Genomic DNA, 16,579 nt, shown 5'->3' with positions numbered 1-16,579 from the left:
TAAAACTCTTTTAAGGAGGAGTAAATTTCTATGAATAAAAAACTCACAGATTATGTGATTGATCTGGTGGAAATTTTAAATAAACAACAAAAACAGGTTTTCTGGGGAATATTTGATATTTTGAGTATGGTGGTTTCCATCATTGTATCTTATATTTTATTCTACGGCTTGATTAATCCAGCACCTGTTGACTACATTATCTATACGAGTTTGGCCTTCCTGTTCTATCAATTGATGATTGGATTTTGGGGATTGAACGCTAGTATTAGTCGTTACAGCAAGATTACGGATTTCATGAAAATCTTTTTTGGTGTGACTGCTAGCAGTATCTTGTCATATAGTATCTGCTATGCCTTCTTGCCCCTCTTCTCTATCCGTTTTATCTTTCTCTTTATCTTGTTGAGTACTTTCTTGATTTTATTGCCACGGATTACTTGGCAGTTAATCTACTCCAAACGCAAAAAGGGAAGTGGTGATGGAGAACACCGTCGGACTTTCTTGATTGGTGCCGGTGATGGTGGAGCTCTCTTTATGGATAGTTACCAACATCCAACCAGTGAATTAGAACTTGTCGGTATTTTGGACAAGGATTCTAAGAAAAAGGGTCAAAAACTTGGTGGAATCCCTGTTTTGGGTTCATATGAGGATCTTCCTGAATTAGCCAAACGCCATCAAATCGAGCGTGTTATCGTTGCGATTCCGTCGCTTGACCCGTCAGAATATGAACGTATCTTGCAGATGTGTAATAAGCTGGGTGTCAAATGTTACAAGATGCCTAAGGTTGAAACGGTTGTTCAAGGACTTCACCAAGCAGGTGGAGGCTTCCAGAAGATTGATATCACAGACCTTTTGGGCCGTCAGGAAATTCGTCTTGATGAATCGCGTCTGGGCGCAGAACTGACAGGTAAGACAATCTTAGTCACAGGGGCTGGTGGTTCAATCGGTTCTGAAATCTGTCGACAAGTTAGCCGTTTCAATCCTGAACGCATTGTTTTGCTCGGTCATGGGGAAAACTCAATCTACCTTGTTTATCATGAATTGATTCGCAAGTTCCAAGGGATTGATTATGTACCAGTTATCGCAGATATTCAAGACTATGATCGTCTCTTGCAAGTCTTTGAAAAGTACAAGCCAGCTATTGTTTATCATGCGGCAGCCCACAAGCACGTTCCTATGATGGAGCGCAATCCAAAAGAAGCCTTCAAAAACAATATCCGTGGAACCTACAACGTTGCTAAGGCTGTTGATGAAGCCAAAGTACCTAAGATGGTTATGATTTCGACAGATAAGGCGGTTAATCCACCAAATGTTATGGGAGCAACCAAGCGAGTGGCTGAGTTGATTGTCACTGGCTTTAACCAACGTAGCCAATCAACCTACTGTGCAGTTCGTTTTGGGAATGTACTTGGTAGCCGTGGTAGTGTCATTCCAGTCTTTGAACGCCAGATTGCTGAAGGTGGTCCTGTAACGGTGACAGACTTCCGTATGACCCGTTACTTTATGACTATTCCAGAAGCTAGCCGTTTGGTTATCCATGCTGGCGCTTATGCCAAAGATGGGGAAGTCTTTATCCTTGATATGGGCAAACCAGTCAAGATTTATGACTTGGCCAAGAAAATGGTCCTTCTAAGTGGACACACTGAGAGCGAAATTCCAATTGTTGAAGTTGGAATCCGCCCAGGCGAAAAACTTTACGAAGAACTCTTGGTATCAACCGAACTCGTTGACAATCAGGTTATGGATAAGATTTTCGTTGGTAAGGTTAATGTCATGCCTCTAGAAGCCATCGATCAAAAGATTGAAGAGTTCCGCACTCTTAGTGGAGATGAGTTGAAGCAAGCCATTATCGCCTTTGCCAATCAAACAACCCACGTTGAATAAAAAAGAAAAACGCATATTATCAGTTCAGAAGAACCTTGGTAATATGCGTTTTGTTATGTAGAGACTTATACTCTTCGAAAATCTCTTCAAACCACGTCAATGTCGCCTTGCCGTAGGTATCATAGGTATAGGTAACTGACTTCGTCAGTCTTATCTACAACCTCAAAACCATGTTTTAAGCTGACTTCGTCAGTTTTATCTGCAACCTCAAAACAGTGTTTTGAGCAGCCTGCGGCTAGTTTGCTCTTTGATTTTCATTGAGTATTACTTTATTTTCTTCTGAAATGGGGTTGTCGCCCAGTCTATGTTATTGAAAATACTCCAAAACTTCTAAGGGTTTGTGGGACATATAATCAGGTTGATAGTTTAGTAGATCTGCTTGCTCTCCAAATCCCCAAGTGACGGCCAATTTCTGAATGCCTGTTTCTTGAGCTCCAAGCATATCAAACTTGGTATCTCCGATGATGATGGCTTGTTCCGGTGCTAGTTGATGTGTCTGCAAGGCTTGGCGAATGACATCTGCCTTATGGGGTGCTTCAGGGCTGGAACCATAAATGCCATCAAAGAAATGATAGATTCCCAAGTTTTTAGTCATGTCTTGAGCGGTTGGAGTATTCTTTGTAGTGGTGATATAAAGAGGGTAATTGCTCGATAACTCCTCAAGCAAGTCTACAATCTGAGGAAATAGTTGAGCTTCATAGATGCCTTTTTCCTTGTAGTAAGAACGGTATATCTGCACGGCCTCAGAAATTTGTTCTTTGGGCAGGCAAGTCGCAAAACTACTTTCAAGGGGTGGTCCCATAAAACCACGAATCGTTTTGGCATCAGGGCTAGGCACTCCCAGCTCCTTAAAGGTATGGGTAAAGGCATTGTGAATCCCGATAGAACTGTCAACGAGGGTTCCATCCAGATCGAAAAAAATCGCTGTGATAGAGGTCATGATTTCTCCTATTTGATAAACTTATTCTCCGAAAATTTCTTTTTGGAGGCGACGACCAGTAGGGGTGGCAGCGAGTCCACCTTCAGCTGTTTCACGAAAGGCAGTTGGCATGCTTGCTCCTACTTGGTACATGGCATCGATAACTTCATCCACAGGTATTTTAGATTCGATACCTGCCAAGGCCATGTCTGCTGCGATGAAGGCAAAGCTAGCTCCCATGGCATTACGTTTAACACAGGGAACTTCAACCAAGCCGGCAACAGGGTCACAGATGAGGCCCAGCATATTTTTAATGACAAAGGCAATAGCCTGACTGGCCTGATAAGGTGTCCCACCTGCAGCTAGAGTTAAGGCAGCAGCACTCATAGCAGAGGCCGAACCAACCTCGGCCTGGCAACCGCCCTCAGCACCTGAGATAGAGGCATTGTTTGCGATGACTAGTCCAAAGGCACCCGCAGCAAAGAGGAAATCCAGCTGTTGCTCGTGGCTGAGGTCTAATTTTTCAATAGCAGCAGTGAGAACAGAAGGGAGACAGCCAGCACTTCCAGCGGTTGGAGTAGCGCAGACCAAGCCCATTTTAGCATTGTGTTCATTGACTGCAATGGCATTTCGGGCAGCAGAGAGAATCGTGTAATCTGATAGAGTTTTTCCGTTTTTAATGTAGTGATCCAATTTGGCAGCATCTCCACCTGTCAAGCCACTACGAGATTTATTTTCATTGAGGCCGAGTTGGATAGAGGCTTTCATGACTTCCAGATTGCGTTCCATGAGAAGGAAGACTTCTTCACGTTCGCGACCGGTCAATTCAAACTCTGTTGTAATCATGAGTTCTGCGACATTTCCTTGAAAGTCCAGATCTGCTTGCTCGACCAATTCTTTGATAGAATAAAACATGCTTCCTCCTATTTAAAGAAATTGACATTGTGGAGATGAGGGATTTTTCGAATTTCTTCGATGGCCTCATCACAGTTGCGACTGTCAACTTCGATAATCATAATAGCTTTTTCACCAGCTTTTTCACGAGTAACGTTCATCTGGGCGATATTGATATCATAGCGGGAAAGAGCCTCCGTAACAAGGGCAATCATACCTGGAATATCTTGATGAACGATGATGATCGTCGGTGTATTCATATTGAGAGAGACGGCAAAGCCATTGAGTTCGGTTACCTGAATATTCCCTCCCCCGATAGAAATACCAGTCACGCTGATGGTCTTGTGAGCATTTTTGACGGTAATTTTAGTGGTGTTTGGGTGAGGGGCATTGCTGTCTTTCTGAATGGTCCAGACAATCTTGATGCCACGCTTGTGGGCAATCTCCAGGCTGTTTGGGATTTCAGGATCATCTGTATCCATGCCCAAAATACCTGCAACAAGGGCTAGGTCTGTTCCGTGACCACGATAGGTTTTGGCAAATGAGTTAAATAGTTGGAATTCGACTTCTGTCGGAGTATCATCAAAAATGGAAGAGACAATCTTCCCAATACGAACAGCACCAGCGGTATGGCTACTAGATGGGCCAATCATAACTGGTCCGATGATATCAAAGACAGATTGAAAACGAAGTGATTTCATCAGTTTCCCCTTATAAAAATTCTTATCTCTATTATATCAAAGAATGAAGGTATTGGCTTTAATTGTGGATGAAAACCTTTTTACACTACAAATAGCATAAAAAAGCATCTTTTGTAACAAAAAATAGCTTATTTAGGGAAATAAAAAATAATTTTGTAATATTTCTACATAAAAGTGTCAAGAAACGGTAATATTTAAAGGGTATGATAGAACTATAGAAAGAAGGAGAATTTTCAAATATGAAATCAACAACTAAAAAGATTAAAACAACTCTTGCAGGAGTAGCTGCCTTGTTTACAGTATTTGCTCCATCATTTGTATCTGCTCAAGAATCATCAACTTACACTGTTAAAGAAGGTGATACACTTTCAGAAATCGCTGAAACTCACAACACAACTGTTGAGAAATTGGCAGAAAACAACCACATCGACAACATTCATTTGATTTATGTTGGTCAAGAGTTGGTTATCGATGGCCCTGTAGCGCCTGCTGCAACACCAGCGCCAACTACTTATGCAGCACCAGCTGCTCAAGATGAAACTGTTTCAGCTCCAGCAGCAGAAACTACAGAAGTAGTAGAAGAAGCAGCACCAGCTGCAAGCACACCTGCAGCAGAAGAAACGGTTGCTGCAGCAGAAACTTCAGCACCAGTTGCAACTGTAAGTGGATCTGAAGCAGAAGCTAAAGAATGGATTGCACAAAAAGAATCAGGTGGTAGCTATACAGCTACAAACGGCCAATACATCGGACGTTACCAATTGACAGATTCATACTTGAACGGTGACTACTCAGCTGCTAACCAAGAACGTGTGGCAGATGCTTACGTTGCAGGACGCTACGGTTCATGGACTGCTGCTAAAAACTTCTGGCTTAACAACGGCTGGTATTAAGAAATAGAAAAAGAGCCTTGGATGGCTCTTTTTGTGTGCTTTTATTTGACAAAAGACAATTTTTAAATAGTAGTAATAAAAGATTGCTTACGGCTGACGAGATTCTGGAGTTTCTCCAGCTGAATTAGTGCGATTATTACTGTTAGTATCGGGAACCTCAGCATTATTACTATTATTATTGGTATTCGTATCTCCTTGGGCTCCTGCAGTATCAGTAGCTTGATCTCGTGTATTGACAGCAGTGTTTCCCCCACTTCTAGCACCATCAGATGAATATTGCTCGCTTGCAGGTGCTTGTGAATTATATCTGTTCCCATTTGACTCAGTATAGCTTGGAGTGTAGCTACCTCCTTCTGAAGAATAGCTTTCTCTTCCCTCAACGTTACTAGTCGTTTCTGTTTCTTTTTTATTAGACTTCTGCTCTTCTTCTTTTTTGGTCAAGACTTCAACTTGCTTTTGGAATTTTGAAATCAGTTCTTGAATGGGTTTTATTTTTTCATCAATAGTAGCTTGTTCGCTTGTGGAGTTGACACTTTTAATAATTTCTAGTATTTTTTGTAAGGAAGTGATGGCTGTTTCAAGTGCTTGTTTATCTTCAAACTGGCTATCGGATTCCTTTATATCCAATTTTAAAGCTTTTTCAGTATAATGATTAGTGATTTTATCGGCCGTAGAAGTAAGAAAATCTGCTAATGTCTTTTTGCCTTCATCAGAGGTTGGCTTTAATTCTTGAATTTTTTTCCAATCCTCTATAATCGTTTCAGAATCAATATTGAAGTTTTTAATAGCATTTTTTACTTGTTCGACATCTTGTCCATTCTTATGTTGTTTGCTGAGAGCGATATTTCCTCTCTCTGCTTGGATATGTTCTTGATGAATGACTAAACCTATTAAAAGTCCAAGACCTACAACAATAATGATAGTAAAAATAGTATTTTTTGATGTTAGAATATCTTTGTAGTTTTTCACAATCGTACTACGTACATGGATGGTAGTATCTTTAAGGGATCATGTACGACTTCCTCCTCATTACAGTATATCATTTTTAGCTTATTTTATAAATAAGTTTATAAGTAGAATCGAGATTTAACTGTTCATTGCCCTTTTTGTAATTATATTTCTGTTTCTATCAAAGAGAATATCAGAATATCAGCCTCTTTCTTGTCTTCTCCAACCAAGCATGTTATAATGAATACTGCTCAAGCGACCTTCAATCGTTAAGCACACACGACCTTCAATCGTGAATAAACGAATAGATGGGAGACTTACCATGAGTGATAACTCTAAAACACGTGTTGTCGTGGGGATGAGTGGTGGTGTTGATTCGTCGGTGACGGCTCTCTTGCTTAAAGAGCAGGGCTACGATGTAATCGGTATCTTCATGAAGAACTGGGATGACACAGATGAAAATGGCGTCTGTACGGCGACCGAAGATTACAAGGATGTGGCTGCGGTGGCAGACCAGATTGGCATTCCCTACTACTCTGTCAACTTTGAAAAAGAGTACTGGGACCGCGTTTTCGAGTATTTCCTAGCGGAATACCGTGCAGGACGCACGCCAAATCCAGATGTTATGTGCAACAAGGAAATCAAGTTCAAGGCCTTTTTGGACTATGCCATGACCTTGGGGGCAGACTATGTAGCGACTGGGCATTATGCCCGAGTGTCGCGTGATGAGGATGGCACTGTTCACATGCTTCGGGGCGTGGACAATGGCAAGGACCAGACCTATTTCCTCAGCCAACTTTCGCAAGAACAACTCCAAAAAACCATGTTCCCTCTGGGACATTTGGAAAAGCCTGAAGTTCGCAGACTCGCAGAAGAAGCAGGACTTGCGACTGCTAAGAAGAAAGACTCGACAGGGATTTGCTTTATCGGAGAAAAGAACTTTAAAAACTTCCTCAGCAACTACCTACCAGCTCAGCCTGGTCGCATGATGACTGTGGATGGTCGCGATATGGGCGAGCATGCAGGTCTGATGTACTATACGATTGGTCAGCGTGGTGGTCTCGGTATCGGTGGGCAACACGGCGGTGACAATGCCCCTTGGTTCGTTGTCGGAAAAGACCTAAGCAAGAACATCCTCTATGTAGGCCAAGGTTTCTACCATGATTCGCTCATGTCAACCAGCCTAGAGGCCAGTCAGGTTCACTTTACTCGTGACATGCCAGAAGAGTTTACGCTCGAATGTACGGCTAAATTCCGCTATCGTCAGCCTGATTCTAAGGTGACCGTCCATGTCAAAGGGGATAAGGCAGAGGTCATCTTTGCGGAGCCACAACGCGCGATTACACCAGGACAGGCAGTTGTCTTTTACGATGGCGAAGAGTGTCTCGGTGGTGGCTTGATTGACAATGCCTACCGCGATGGACAAGTTTGTCAGTACATATAGATTGACAAATTTTCTCAATTTGCTACAATAATAAAAGCAATAGAAATGATGGTCAAAGCTCATGGATGTTGCAGGTCTTTTTGTCCTGCACTTCTTTGGAGTTTTGACTGTTTTTGTGTCGTTTAAGGGAAAGGAAAAAAATGACTCAACAAGACTTTCGGACCAAAGTGGGGAACACGGTCTTTGGTGTTCGGGCGACAGCCTTGATTGTTCAAAATAATCAGCTTTTGGTTACCAAAGACAAGAACAAGTATTACACTATTGGTGGTGCGATCCAAGTCAATGAAAGAACGGAAGAAGCGGTAGTCCGTGAAGTGAGGGAAGAACTGGGTGTCAAAGCTGAGGCTGGGCGACTAGCCTTTGTAGTTGAGAATCGTTTTGAACAGGACGGTGTTTCCTATCATAACATCGAATTTCATTATTTGGTAGACTTGCTGGAGGATGCCCCATTGACCATGCAGGAAGACGAAAAAACGCAGCCTTGTGAGTGGATTGACTTAGACAAACTTAAGGGTATCAATCTAGTTCCAGCCTTTTTGAAAACAGCCCTGCCAGATTGGGACGGCCAACTAAGACACATTCATTTTGAGGAATAGGAGAGAAAAGGATGGTTAAGCTTATTGCCCATGTACTTGTTCATAGTGGAGATGATTATTTGCTCATTCAGCGTTCGGAAATTAAAAGAGGACAACCCAATGTTTATCCAACTTACTGGGATATTCCTGGTGGCGGGGTTGAAAAGGGTGAACTTCCGCGAGATGGAGCTCTTAGAGAATGTATTGAAGAAGCGGGAGTTAGGCTAGATAGCAGTTCGCTCAAACTTCTTCACGAAGATAGTCAACTGGATACTTCTAAGGATACTGTCTTTACTCGATTAGTTTATAAAGCAGAGTGGGTTGGGGAGAAGCCAATTATCAGATTAGATCCTGAAGAGCATACGCACTTTAAATGGGTTACTATGGCTCAAGCTCTAGAGGAGGAGAAGTTAGTTCCTTATTTACGAGAAATTTTTGAAAGGTTAAGAAATGACATATAATTTTACAGAAGAATACGATATTATTGTAATTGGTGCGGGACACGCTGGGGTCGAGGCTTCCTTAGCTGCTAGCCGTATGGGTTGTAAGGTTTTGCTTGCGACTATCAACATTGAAATGCTGGCTTTCATGCCTTGCAATCCCTCTATCGGTGGTTCTGCCAAAGGGATTGTTGTGCGTGAAGTTGATGCCCTCGGTGGCGAGATGGCCAAAACCATTGACAAGACTTACATCCAGATGAAGATGCTCAACACAGGGAAGGGGCCAGCTGTCCGTGCCCTCCGTGCGCAGGCTGACAAGGAGCTTTACTCTAAGGAGATGCGCAAGACGGTTGAAAATCAAGAGAATCTGACCCTTCGTCAAACCATGATTGATGAGATTTTGGTGGAAGATGGCAAGGTTGTCGGTGTTCGTACAGCTACCCATCAAGAGTATGCTGCCAAGGCTGTTATCGTGACGACAGGGACGGCCCTCCGTGGGGAAATTATCATTGGAGACCTTAAGTATTCATCAGGTCCTAACCACAGCCTAGCTTCTATTAATCTTGCTGACAATCTCAAGGAACTGGGCCTCGAAATTGGTCGTTTCAAGACAGGAACCCCTCCACGTGTCAAGGCTTCTTCTATCAACTACGATGTGACCGAGATTCAGCCAGGAGACGAAGCGCCTAATCATTTCTCATACACTTCACGAGATGAGGATTATGTCAAAGACCAAGTGCCATGCTGGTTGACCTATACCAACGGTACCAGTCATGAGATTATCCAAAACAACCTCCACCGTGCGCCTATGTTTACAGGTGTGGTCAAGGGAGTGGGGCCTCGTTACTGTCCGTCGATTGAGGACAAGATTGTGCGCTTTGCGGACAAGGAGCGCCACCAACTCTTCCTTGAGCCAGAAGGGCGCAATACTGAGGAAGTCTATGTTCAAGGACTTTCAACCAGTCTTCCTGAGGATGTCCAGCGTGACTTGGTTCATTCCATCAAAGGTTTGGAAAATGCAGAGATGATGCGAACAGGTTATGCTATTGAGTATGACATGGTCTTGCCTCACCAGTTGCGTGCGACTCTGGAAACCAAGAAAATCTCAGGTCTTTTCACTGCTGGTCAGACGAATGGAACATCAGGTTATGAAGAAGCTGCTGGCCAAGGGATTATCGCTGGGATCAATGCGGCTTTGAAAGTCCAAGGCAAGCCTGAGTTGATTTTGAAGCGTAGTGACGGTTATATTGGGGTTATGATTGATGACTTGGTGACCAAAGGAACCATTGAACCTTACCGTCTCTTGACCAGTCGTGCTGAATACCGCCTTATTCTTCGTCATGACAATGCTGATATGCGTTTGACAGAGATGGGACGCGAGATTGGACTTGTGGATGATGAACGCTGGGCTCGTTTTGAGATCAAGAAAAATCAATTTGACAATGAGATGAAGCGTCTCGACAGTATCAAACTCAAACCAGTCAAGGAAACCAATGCCAAGGTTGAGGAGATGGGCTTCAAGCCGTTGACAGATGCGGTGACAGCCAAGGAATTTCTTCGTCGTCCAGAAGTTTCTTATCAAGATGTGGTGGCCTTCATCGGGCCAGCAGCAGAGGACTTGGATGACAAGATTATCGAATTGATTGAAACAGAAATCAAATACGAGGGTTACATCTCAAAAGCTATGGATCAGGTTGCCAAGATGAAACGCATGGAAGAAAAACGCATTCCAGCCAATATTGACTGGGATGATATTGATTCTATCGCGACGGAAGCCCGTCAGAAGTTCAAACTTATCAATCCAGAAACCATCGGCCAAGCCAGCCGTATTTCGGGAGTAAACCCAGCAGATATTTCTATTTTGATGGTGTATCTTGAAGGTAAAAATCGTAGTATTTCTAAAACTCTTCAAAAATCAAAATAATACGTCGTCGGCTTCGGCTCACCTAACTCAAGTTATGCTTTCGCCTAGCCTTCTAGTCTGATTTCGATTTTTATTGAGTTTCAATCTCAAAAGAAAGCATAGAGAAAAACAGCTCCGTCTTCGGGGCTGTTTTCTTGCTTTATTCTTCATCTGGTGTGAGGATCATTGGGATGATGATTGGTTCACGTTCTGTATTTTCATAAAGGAAGGGGCGAATAGCGTTGACAATGGCACCATTGACTGATTGCACGCTAGCATCCTTGTTTTTCAGTGCGATACGAATGGCATTGAAGAGGATGCGCTGGCTTTGGCGAATCAAGTCGCCAGACTCTCTCATGTAGACAAAGCCTCGGCTGAGGATGTCTGGACCAGATAGAATCATCTGAGACTTGAAGTCGACAGTTGCGACTGCCAGAACGACACCGTCTTCAGATAAATCGCGACGATCTTTAAGGACAGCAGCACCGATTTCACCGATACGATTTCCATCGACATAGATATCTTGGGCGTTGAAATGACCTGCGATACGAGCAGAATCTGCGGTAAGGGCAAGCACATCACCATTGCTCATGATAAAGATATTGTCCTTCTCAACACCAGTATCCACTGCTAGTCCAGCGTGGACCTTTTGCATGCGGTATTCACCGTGTACAGGCATGAAGTATTTTGGCTTAATCAAGCGGAGCATGAGTTTTTGCTCTTGCTGGCCACCGTGTCCAGATGTATGGATATTGTTCACTTTACCGTGGATAACTTCGACACCAGCTTCTGAAATAATATTGATCAGCTTGTTGACGCTAGTAGTGTTTCCAGGGATTGGACTTGAAGAGAAGATAACTGTATCACCAGGTTGGAGTTGTACCTGACGGTGGGTTCCGTTGGCGATACGAGAGAGGGCAGCCATCGGTTCCCCCTGACTACCTGTACAGAGGATGAGAACCTCGCCCGCAGGGTAGTCTTTAATTTCATTTGGCTCGATAAAGGTTCCCTTAGGAGCTTTGATGTAGCCAAGATCGATTCCGTTGACAATGGCCTTTTCCATAGAGCGACCAAAGACCGCAATCTTGCGTCCAGTCTTAACAGCAGCTTCAGTTGCTTGCTGGAGACGGAAGATATTTGAGGCAAAGGATGCAAAGATGATGCGTCCTTCAATGCCTTGGATAATCTTCATGATGGACTGACCAACGACTTTTTCAGAGTTGGTAAAGGTTGGCACTTCCGCATTTGTCGAGTCAGACAGGAGACAGAGTACGCCTTCTTCACCAAGAGCTGCCATACGGTGCAAGTCTGCTGGTTCACCAACTGGTGTAAAGTCAAACTTAAAGTCACCCGTACAAACGATTTTCCCTTGAGGAGTATGAATGACAATCCCTAAAGGCTCTGGAATAGAGTGAGTGGTTCTAAAGAAAGTTGCCTTAAGATTTTTAAAGGTCAACTCAGTGTTGTGGTTGATTTCGTAAAGTTTGGCGTTGCGCAAGAGGCCGTGTTCTTCGAGTTTTCCACGGATTAAAGCCAAGGCAAGTGGTCCAGCGTAGATAGGGACATTTGCTTGCTTGAGCAGAAAGGGAATCCCACCAATGTGGTCCTCGTGTCCGTGGGTAATCAAAACAGCCTTGACGCGGTCGATGTTGTCTACGATGTAAGAGTAGTCAGGAATGACATAGTCGATACCCAGCAAGTCATCTTCTGGGAATTTAATCCCAGCATCGACGATAATAATCTCGTCTTGGTATTCAATCCCGTAAGTGTTTTTCCCGATTTCTCCCAGACCACCGATGGCAAAAACGCCGACTTCTTCAGGTTTAAGAGTGTAGGCCATATTAGAACTCCGTAATCTCGAAAGCGCCAGTTTCTTTTTCGTAATCTAGCAATTTGTCAGACAAGAGTTCGATGAATTCGATGTTGTACTCTGGGCGATTTTCTTCGACAAGTTGGCGAGCAGCGATACGGCCCTCAAGTTCTGAGCTGGCATCGATGTCTAGGTAAAGTGCGCGTGTTGTTTCGCGACGTGGGCTACGTTCTTTTGTTTCTTGATAAAAAACTTTGTAAATCATATAGTTCCTTTCTATTTTACAGGTCAGCTTATTCCAAACTTTTAGCAGAGATTTGCTTGATTTCATTCCATTTTGTGTCTAGATTGACCTTGATTCGTTACAATTATTTCAATTATACCACAAAATGAAAAATTAGTAAAAGACGGAAACGAGAAAGTCACAGGACGATTTTTTTGGTAATCGTTTGCAAAAATAAAGAAAATATGTTATGTTGATAACGGAAATGAGTTTTATTGTTTGTCATAATTCCATATAGATTTTAAGTCAAGGAGGTTGCCCTATGTATAACTTATTTGCTTTTGCTATCGGAGCTCGCTTGGTAGCTTTTATTGTTTTTGTTGCTTGCGTTTATGCGGGGAATCTTCTATTTGCCAAACTGGAACGACGACAAACCAAGTTCTTGTGGAAAATTACCTTTGTGACTCTCTACTCGCTTTTTCTCCTCCTCGTAACCTATGTCGTTTGGTTTGTATTTTACTTTGGATTAAATGCTTAGATGCCCTGCTCTGCTGGGGCATTTTTGTTTGGGGGTAAAGAAAATTCCCATGTGCCAGCTTTTGTAGTATAATAGTAAGCAGACAAAAAGATAGGAATGTGTTATGAAAGTATTAGCTTTTGATACGTCCAGCAAGGCTCTTTCTCTCGCTATTTTAGAGGACAAGCAGGTTCTTGCCGAGACGATGATTAATATCAAGAAAAATCACAGTATTACCCTCATGCCTGCCATCGATTTTTTGATGGCAAGTTTGGATTGGACACCCAAGGATTTGGACCGAATCGTGGTAGCGGAAGGGCCAGGTAGCTACACAGGTTTGCGAATTGCGGTAGCAACTGCCAAGACCTTGGCTCACACTCTGAACATCGAGTTAGTTGGTATGTCTAGCCTCTTGGCTCTGGTGCCCTACCAACAAGAAGGCTTGTTCGTTCCTTTGATGGATGCGCGTCGCAACAATGTTTATGCAGGATTTTATGAAAATGCCAAACCTGTCATGCCAGAAGCGCACCTGCCTTTTGAGCGAGTGATTGAGTTAATCAAGGGGGCTAGTCAGGTAACCTTTGTCGGAGAAGTTGGCCCCTTTGTGGAGCAGATTCAAGAACACTTGCCAAGGACTAATTACAAAGAAACCTTGCCAAATGCAGCCAATCTTGCTCTTTGGGCATGGGATAAGCAAGCAGACTCCTTGCACGATTTTGTGCCAAATTACCTCAAACGCGTTGAGGCTGAGGAAAACTGGCTCAAGAACCACACCGAGTCTGGCGAGTCTTACATTAAACGCCTATGATAGAAATCAAACGAATCCAACAGCAACCTGACTTGGCTCAAGCCATCTACGCTGTTATGGCAGCTGTTTACCCAGTCAGTCCTTGGACGCTGGAACAAATCCAAGCAGACCTGTCCCAAGATCAGACTTGGTATGCTCTGACTTATGATGGGGCAGAAGTGATTGGATTTCTAGCTGTGCAGGAAAATATCTTTGAGGCAGAAGTCTTGCAAATCGCTGTTAAAGGAGACTATCAGGGTCAGGGAATTGCGTCAGCCTTGTTTGCTCAATTGCCGACAGACAAGGAGATTTTCCTCGAAGTCAGAAAGTCAAATCACCGAGCGCAAGCATTTTACAAGAAAGAAAAAATGGCAGTCATCGCGGAGAGAGTAGCCTACTACCATGACCCAGTCGAGGACGCTATTATCATGAAGAGAGAAATAGATGAAGGATAGATATATTTTAGCATTTGAGACATCCTGTGATGAGACTAGTGTTGCCGTCTTGAAAAACAACGATGAGCTCTTGTCCAATGTCATTGCTAGTCAGATTGAGAGCCACAAACGTTTTGGGGGCGTAGTGCCTGAAGTAGCCAGTCGTCACCATGTCGAGGTCATTACAGCCTGTATCGAGGAGGCGCTAGCAGAAGCAGGAATTACTGAAAACGACGTGACAGCTGTTGCGGTTACCTATGGACCGGGCTTGGTCGGAGCCTTACTAGTTGGCTTGTCAGCTGCCAAGGCCTTTGCTTGGGCACATGGACTTCCACTTATCCCTGTTAACCATATGGCTGGTCACCTCATGGCAGCTCAGAGCGTGGAGCCGTTGGACTTTCCCTTACTAGCCCTCTTAGTCAGCGGTGGACACACAGAGTTGGTTTATGTTTCGGAAGCTGGTGACTACAAGATTGTTGGAGAAACGCGAGATGACGCAGTGGGTGAGGCCTATGATAAGGTTGGCCGTGTCATGGGTTTGACCTATCCTGCAGGTCGTGAGATTGACGAGCTGGCTCATCAGGGGCAGGATATTTATGATTTTCCCCGTGCCATGATTAAGGAGGATAATCTGGAGTTTTCATTCTCAGGTTTGAAATCTGCCTTTATCAATCTTCACCACAATGCCGAGCAAAAGGGAGAAAGCTTGTCCACAGAGGCTTTGTGTGCTTCCTTCCAAGCAGCTGTCCTGGATATTCTCATGGCAAAAACCAAGAAGGCTTTGGAGAAATACCCTGTTAAAACCCTTGTCGTGGCAGGTGGTGTGGCAGCCAATAAAGGTCTCAGAGAACGCCTAGCAACTGAAATCACAGATGTCAAGGTCATCATTCCACCTCTGCGTCTTTGCGGAGACAATGCAGGAATGATTGCCTATGCCAGCGTCAGCGAGTGGAATAAAGAAAACTTCGCAGACTTGGACCTCAATGCCAAACCAAGTCTTGCTTTTGATACGATGGAATAAAGAGTCAGCTTAAGGCTGGCTTTTTCACTCGCTAAAGTGTCAGAATATTTCGACAAATGATTGTAAATAATGATATACTATATAAAAAATAGGAGGTGGTCAGATGATTGAGAGAATGGAATTAGGAGAATTTTACAAGGAATTGCGCTTGGCGAGAAAGCTCAAGCAGTCAGATGTGGCTTGTGCTGGACTAACAGCTTCTCAGTTGTCCAAGTTTGAACTAGGGCAGTCTATGCTGTCTGCGGATAAGCTCATATTAGCAATCCAAGGGATCAATGTGACCTTTGATGAATTTGGGCACAAACTCAACAACTATCAAGAATCTCCACATATGCGATTTGGCAGAAAGGTTGTGGATCGCTTTGCCCACCAAGATATCGCTGGCTTAGAGCAACTGTTGGAGAAAATCAAGCAAGAACAGATGGCAGAGACCTATCGTCGTTTGAATGCCATTGTGATTAAAGATGCTATCCATTCCTTAGATAAAAGCTATCCGCTAGCAGAGGAGGATAGCGAGTTTTTAACTACCTACCTCTACGCTATTGAGTCTTGGACCTGGTTTGAACTCTATATATTCTGTAATACCATGCCTTTCTTGAGCAATCAAGATTTGATATTTTTATCAACCACTTTACTTGAGAAATCTAAGGAATTTAAAGAGTTGGTACATAATAGACTGTATATGAAAAGTGGATTTCTGAATATTATATCAGAGCTCATGGAGCGCAAACTTTTCTCTTACATCCCAATCTTTGAAGCTGAGCTGGAGAGTATGCTTCGTCCATACGATGTTTTTGAAAAAGTATTGAGGCAATTTTTAAAGAAAATGAGTATTTTCCTTCAAACCAAAGGAAACAATCAAAAAGAGATTGAACACTTTATCCAATCTCTGCAAGTATTAGAAAATCCACAATTAACAGCCCTCTTCGCATTGCGTTTTCAGCAATACAAAGAACTTATCGATTAGTTAGAAACGGGAAAATGATAATAATCTCAGCAACGATTGTCAATAATGTTAAAATTTGTTTTTTCATAGTTGCTCCACTCCTTAATTAGTGATAACTTTATTATACCAGTGAAATAATCAAATATACCAAAATCGCAAATCTGAAATTTTTATAAGCAAAAATGTCAAATATGCGATTTTTTAAAATAAGCCAATTTTCGTGTTATACTATCTTTATTTCATAGT

Annotated in this window: 17 protein-coding genes; 11 read left to right on the top strand and 6 right to left on the bottom strand. The window is 43.1% G+C overall.

The features are described from left to right. Nucleotides 1-30 precede the first annotated feature (30 nt). A complete protein-coding gene (locus tag N8M95_RS04615; RefSeq protein ID WP_033682456.1) occupies nucleotides 31-1,881 on the top strand; it encodes a polysaccharide biosynthesis protein in 1,851 nt (616 codons plus the stop codon). Between the two features lie 307 nt (nucleotides 1,882-2,188). Here N8M95_RS04615 and N8M95_RS04610 read toward each other — a convergent pair whose 3' ends face one another. The 3 genes from N8M95_RS04610 to sdaAB are packed head-to-tail and all read right to left on the bottom strand — an operon-like array spanning nucleotide 2,189 to nucleotide 4,395. Then, the gene (locus N8M95_RS04610; protein WP_020901806.1) at nucleotides 2,189-2,821 is read right to left on the bottom strand and encodes an HAD family hydrolase; all 633 of its coding nucleotides are present in this window, start codon (nucleotides 2,819-2,821) and stop codon (nucleotides 2,189-2,191) included. 21 nt (nucleotides 2,822-2,842) lie between these two features. Then, nucleotides 2,843-3,715 carry an L-serine ammonia-lyase, iron-sulfur-dependent, subunit alpha gene (gene sdaAA, locus N8M95_RS04605; protein ID WP_261116695.1) on the bottom strand — a complete coding sequence of 291 codons (873 nt, stop codon included), beginning with the start codon at nucleotides 3,713-3,715 and terminating at the stop codon, nucleotides 2,843-2,845. 8 nt (nucleotides 3,716-3,723) lie between these two features. Continuing rightward, the gene (sdaAB, locus tag N8M95_RS04600) at nucleotides 3,724-4,395 is read right to left on the bottom strand and encodes an L-serine ammonia-lyase, iron-sulfur-dependent subunit beta (RefSeq protein ID WP_000838909.1); all 672 of its coding nucleotides are present in this window, start codon (nucleotides 4,393-4,395) and stop codon (nucleotides 3,724-3,726) included. A gap of 239 nt (nucleotides 4,396-4,634) precedes the next feature. Between sdaAB and apf the strand changes: the two genes are divergently transcribed. Beyond that, nucleotides 4,635-5,285 (top strand): aggregation-promoting factor, encoded by a 651-nt coding sequence (apf, locus tag N8M95_RS04595; RefSeq protein ID WP_033682455.1) that lies wholly within the window; start codon nucleotides 4,635-4,637, stop codon nucleotides 5,283-5,285. Nucleotides 5,286-5,372: 87 nt separating this feature from the next. Here the strand turns inward: apf and N8M95_RS04590 are convergent, their stop codons facing one another. After that, the gene (locus tag N8M95_RS04590) at nucleotides 5,373-6,254 is read right to left on the bottom strand and encodes a hypothetical protein (RefSeq protein WP_033682454.1); all 882 of its coding nucleotides are present in this window, start codon (nucleotides 6,252-6,254) and stop codon (nucleotides 5,373-5,375) included. A 301-nt stretch (nucleotides 6,255-6,555) separates the two neighbouring features. Here N8M95_RS04590 and mnmA point away from each other — a divergent pair, with 301 nt between their 5' ends. The 4 genes from mnmA (at nucleotide 6,556) to mnmG (ending at nucleotide 10,616) form a co-directional block, all read left to right on the top strand. Continuing rightward, on the top strand, nucleotides 6,556-7,677 hold the full coding sequence (gene mnmA / locus N8M95_RS04585) for a tRNA 2-thiouridine(34) synthase MnmA (protein WP_261116694.1): 1,122 nt from the start codon (nucleotides 6,556-6,558) through the stop codon (nucleotides 7,675-7,677). A 140-nt stretch (nucleotides 7,678-7,817) separates the two neighbouring features. Continuing rightward, on the top strand, nucleotides 7,818-8,273 hold the full coding sequence (locus tag N8M95_RS04580) for an NUDIX hydrolase (RefSeq protein ID WP_261057606.1): 456 nt from the start codon (nucleotides 7,818-7,820) through the stop codon (nucleotides 8,271-8,273). 11 nt (nucleotides 8,274-8,284) lie between these two features. After that, nucleotides 8,285-8,713 (top strand): NUDIX hydrolase, encoded by a 429-nt coding sequence (locus tag N8M95_RS04575; protein WP_084950697.1) that lies wholly within the window; start codon nucleotides 8,285-8,287, stop codon nucleotides 8,711-8,713. Next, entirely contained in the window at nucleotides 8,703-10,616 is a 1,914-nt protein-coding gene (gene mnmG, locus N8M95_RS04570) for a tRNA uridine-5-carboxymethylaminomethyl(34) synthesis enzyme MnmG (RefSeq protein WP_078238064.1), read from the top strand. Before N8M95_RS04575 ends, mnmG begins: the two co-directional genes overlap by 11 nt. A gap of 139 nt (nucleotides 10,617-10,755) precedes the next feature. Here the strand turns inward: mnmG and rnjA are convergent, their stop codons facing one another. Then, on the bottom strand, nucleotides 10,756-12,435 hold the full coding sequence (gene rnjA / locus N8M95_RS04565) for a ribonuclease J1 (protein WP_000331983.1): 1,680 nt from the start codon (nucleotides 12,433-12,435) through the stop codon (nucleotides 10,756-10,758). Between the two features lies 1 nt (nucleotide 12,436). Next, complete coding sequence (locus N8M95_RS04560) at nucleotides 12,437-12,670, bottom strand: DNA-dependent RNA polymerase subunit epsilon (protein WP_024057074.1); 234 nt, start codon at nucleotides 12,668-12,670, stop codon at nucleotides 12,437-12,439. A gap of 280 nt (nucleotides 12,671-12,950) precedes the next feature. Between N8M95_RS04560 and N8M95_RS04555 the strand changes: the two genes are divergently transcribed. The 5 genes from N8M95_RS04555 (at nucleotide 12,951) to N8M95_RS04535 (ending at nucleotide 16,354) form a co-directional block, all read left to right on the top strand. After that, complete coding sequence (locus tag N8M95_RS04555; protein WP_000282478.1) at nucleotides 12,951-13,166, top strand: hypothetical protein; 216 nt, start codon at nucleotides 12,951-12,953, stop codon at nucleotides 13,164-13,166. 103 nt (nucleotides 13,167-13,269) lie between these two features. After that, complete coding sequence (gene tsaB, locus N8M95_RS04550; protein WP_000865680.1) at nucleotides 13,270-13,953, top strand: tRNA (adenosine(37)-N6)-threonylcarbamoyltransferase complex dimerization subunit type 1 TsaB; 684 nt, start codon at nucleotides 13,270-13,272, stop codon at nucleotides 13,951-13,953. Continuing rightward, the gene (rimI, locus tag N8M95_RS04545) at nucleotides 13,950-14,387 is read left to right on the top strand and encodes a ribosomal protein S18-alanine N-acetyltransferase (protein ID WP_261116693.1); all 438 of its coding nucleotides are present in this window, start codon (nucleotides 13,950-13,952) and stop codon (nucleotides 14,385-14,387) included. The genes tsaB and rimI overlap by 4 nt, the downstream gene beginning before the upstream one ends. Then, nucleotides 14,377-15,387: a tRNA (adenosine(37)-N6)-threonylcarbamoyltransferase complex transferase subunit TsaD gene (gene tsaD, locus N8M95_RS04540; protein WP_261078320.1), complete on the top strand. Its 1,011-nt coding sequence runs from the start codon at nucleotides 14,377-14,379 to the stop codon at nucleotides 15,385-15,387. Before rimI ends, tsaD begins: the two co-directional genes overlap by 11 nt. Nucleotides 15,388-15,490: 103 nt before the next feature. Continuing rightward, nucleotides 15,491-16,354, top strand: a complete 864-nt coding sequence (locus N8M95_RS04535) for an XRE/MutR family transcriptional regulator (RefSeq protein WP_024056512.1) — start codon at nucleotides 15,491-15,493, stop codon at nucleotides 16,352-16,354. Nucleotides 16,355-16,579 lie beyond the last annotated feature (225 nt).

Source organism: Streptococcus mitis (assembly GCF_946190325.1).
GTDB classification, from domain to species: Bacteria; Bacillota; Bacilli; order Lactobacillales; family Streptococcaceae; genus Streptococcus; species Streptococcus mitis_CF.
Note: the sequence above shows the minus strand (reverse complement) of the source record. Positions and strands in the feature narration are given on the sequence as shown.

Coding starts and splice junctions, on each gene's coding strand:
- N8M95_RS04610 (WP_020901806.1), bottom strand. CDS start 2,821: ATGACCTCTATCACAGCGATTTTTTTCGATCTGGATGGAACCCTCGTT.
- mnmG (WP_078238064.1), top strand. CDS start 8,703: ATGACATATAATTTTACAGAAGAATACGATATTATTGTAATTGGTGCG.
- N8M95_RS04580 (WP_261057606.1), top strand. CDS start 7,818: ATGACTCAACAAGACTTTCGGACCAAAGTGGGGAACACGGTCTTTGGT.
- rnjA (WP_000331983.1), bottom strand. CDS start 12,435: ATGGCCTACACTCTTAAACCTGAAGAAGTCGGCGTTTTTGCCATCGGT.
- apf (WP_033682455.1), top strand. CDS start 4,635: ATGAAATCAACAACTAAAAAGATTAAAACAACTCTTGCAGGAGTAGCT.
- rimI (WP_261116693.1), top strand. CDS start 13,950: ATGATAGAAATCAAACGAATCCAACAGCAACCTGACTTGGCTCAAGCC.
- N8M95_RS04560 (WP_024057074.1), bottom strand. CDS start 12,670: ATGATTTACAAAGTTTTTTATCAAGAAACAAAAGAACGTAGCCCACGT.
- sdaAA (WP_261116695.1), bottom strand. CDS start 3,715: ATGTTTTATTCTATCAAAGAATTGGTCGAGCAAGCAGATCTGGACTTT.
- N8M95_RS04615 (WP_033682456.1), top strand. CDS start 31: ATGAATAAAAAACTCACAGATTATGTGATTGATCTGGTGGAAATTTTA.
- sdaAB (WP_000838909.1), bottom strand. CDS start 4,395: ATGAAATCACTTCGTTTTCAATCTGTCTTTGATATCATCGGACCAGTT.
- N8M95_RS04535 (WP_024056512.1), top strand. CDS start 15,491: ATGATTGAGAGAATGGAATTAGGAGAATTTTACAAGGAATTGCGCTTG.
- N8M95_RS04575 (WP_084950697.1), top strand. CDS start 8,285: ATGGTTAAGCTTATTGCCCATGTACTTGTTCATAGTGGAGATGATTAT.
- N8M95_RS04555 (WP_000282478.1), top strand. CDS start 12,951: ATGTATAACTTATTTGCTTTTGCTATCGGAGCTCGCTTGGTAGCTTTT.
- tsaB (WP_000865680.1), top strand. CDS start 13,270: ATGAAAGTATTAGCTTTTGATACGTCCAGCAAGGCTCTTTCTCTCGCT.
- mnmA (WP_261116694.1), top strand. CDS start 6,556: ATGAGTGATAACTCTAAAACACGTGTTGTCGTGGGGATGAGTGGTGGT.
- tsaD (WP_261078320.1), top strand. CDS start 14,377: ATGAAGGATAGATATATTTTAGCATTTGAGACATCCTGTGATGAGACT.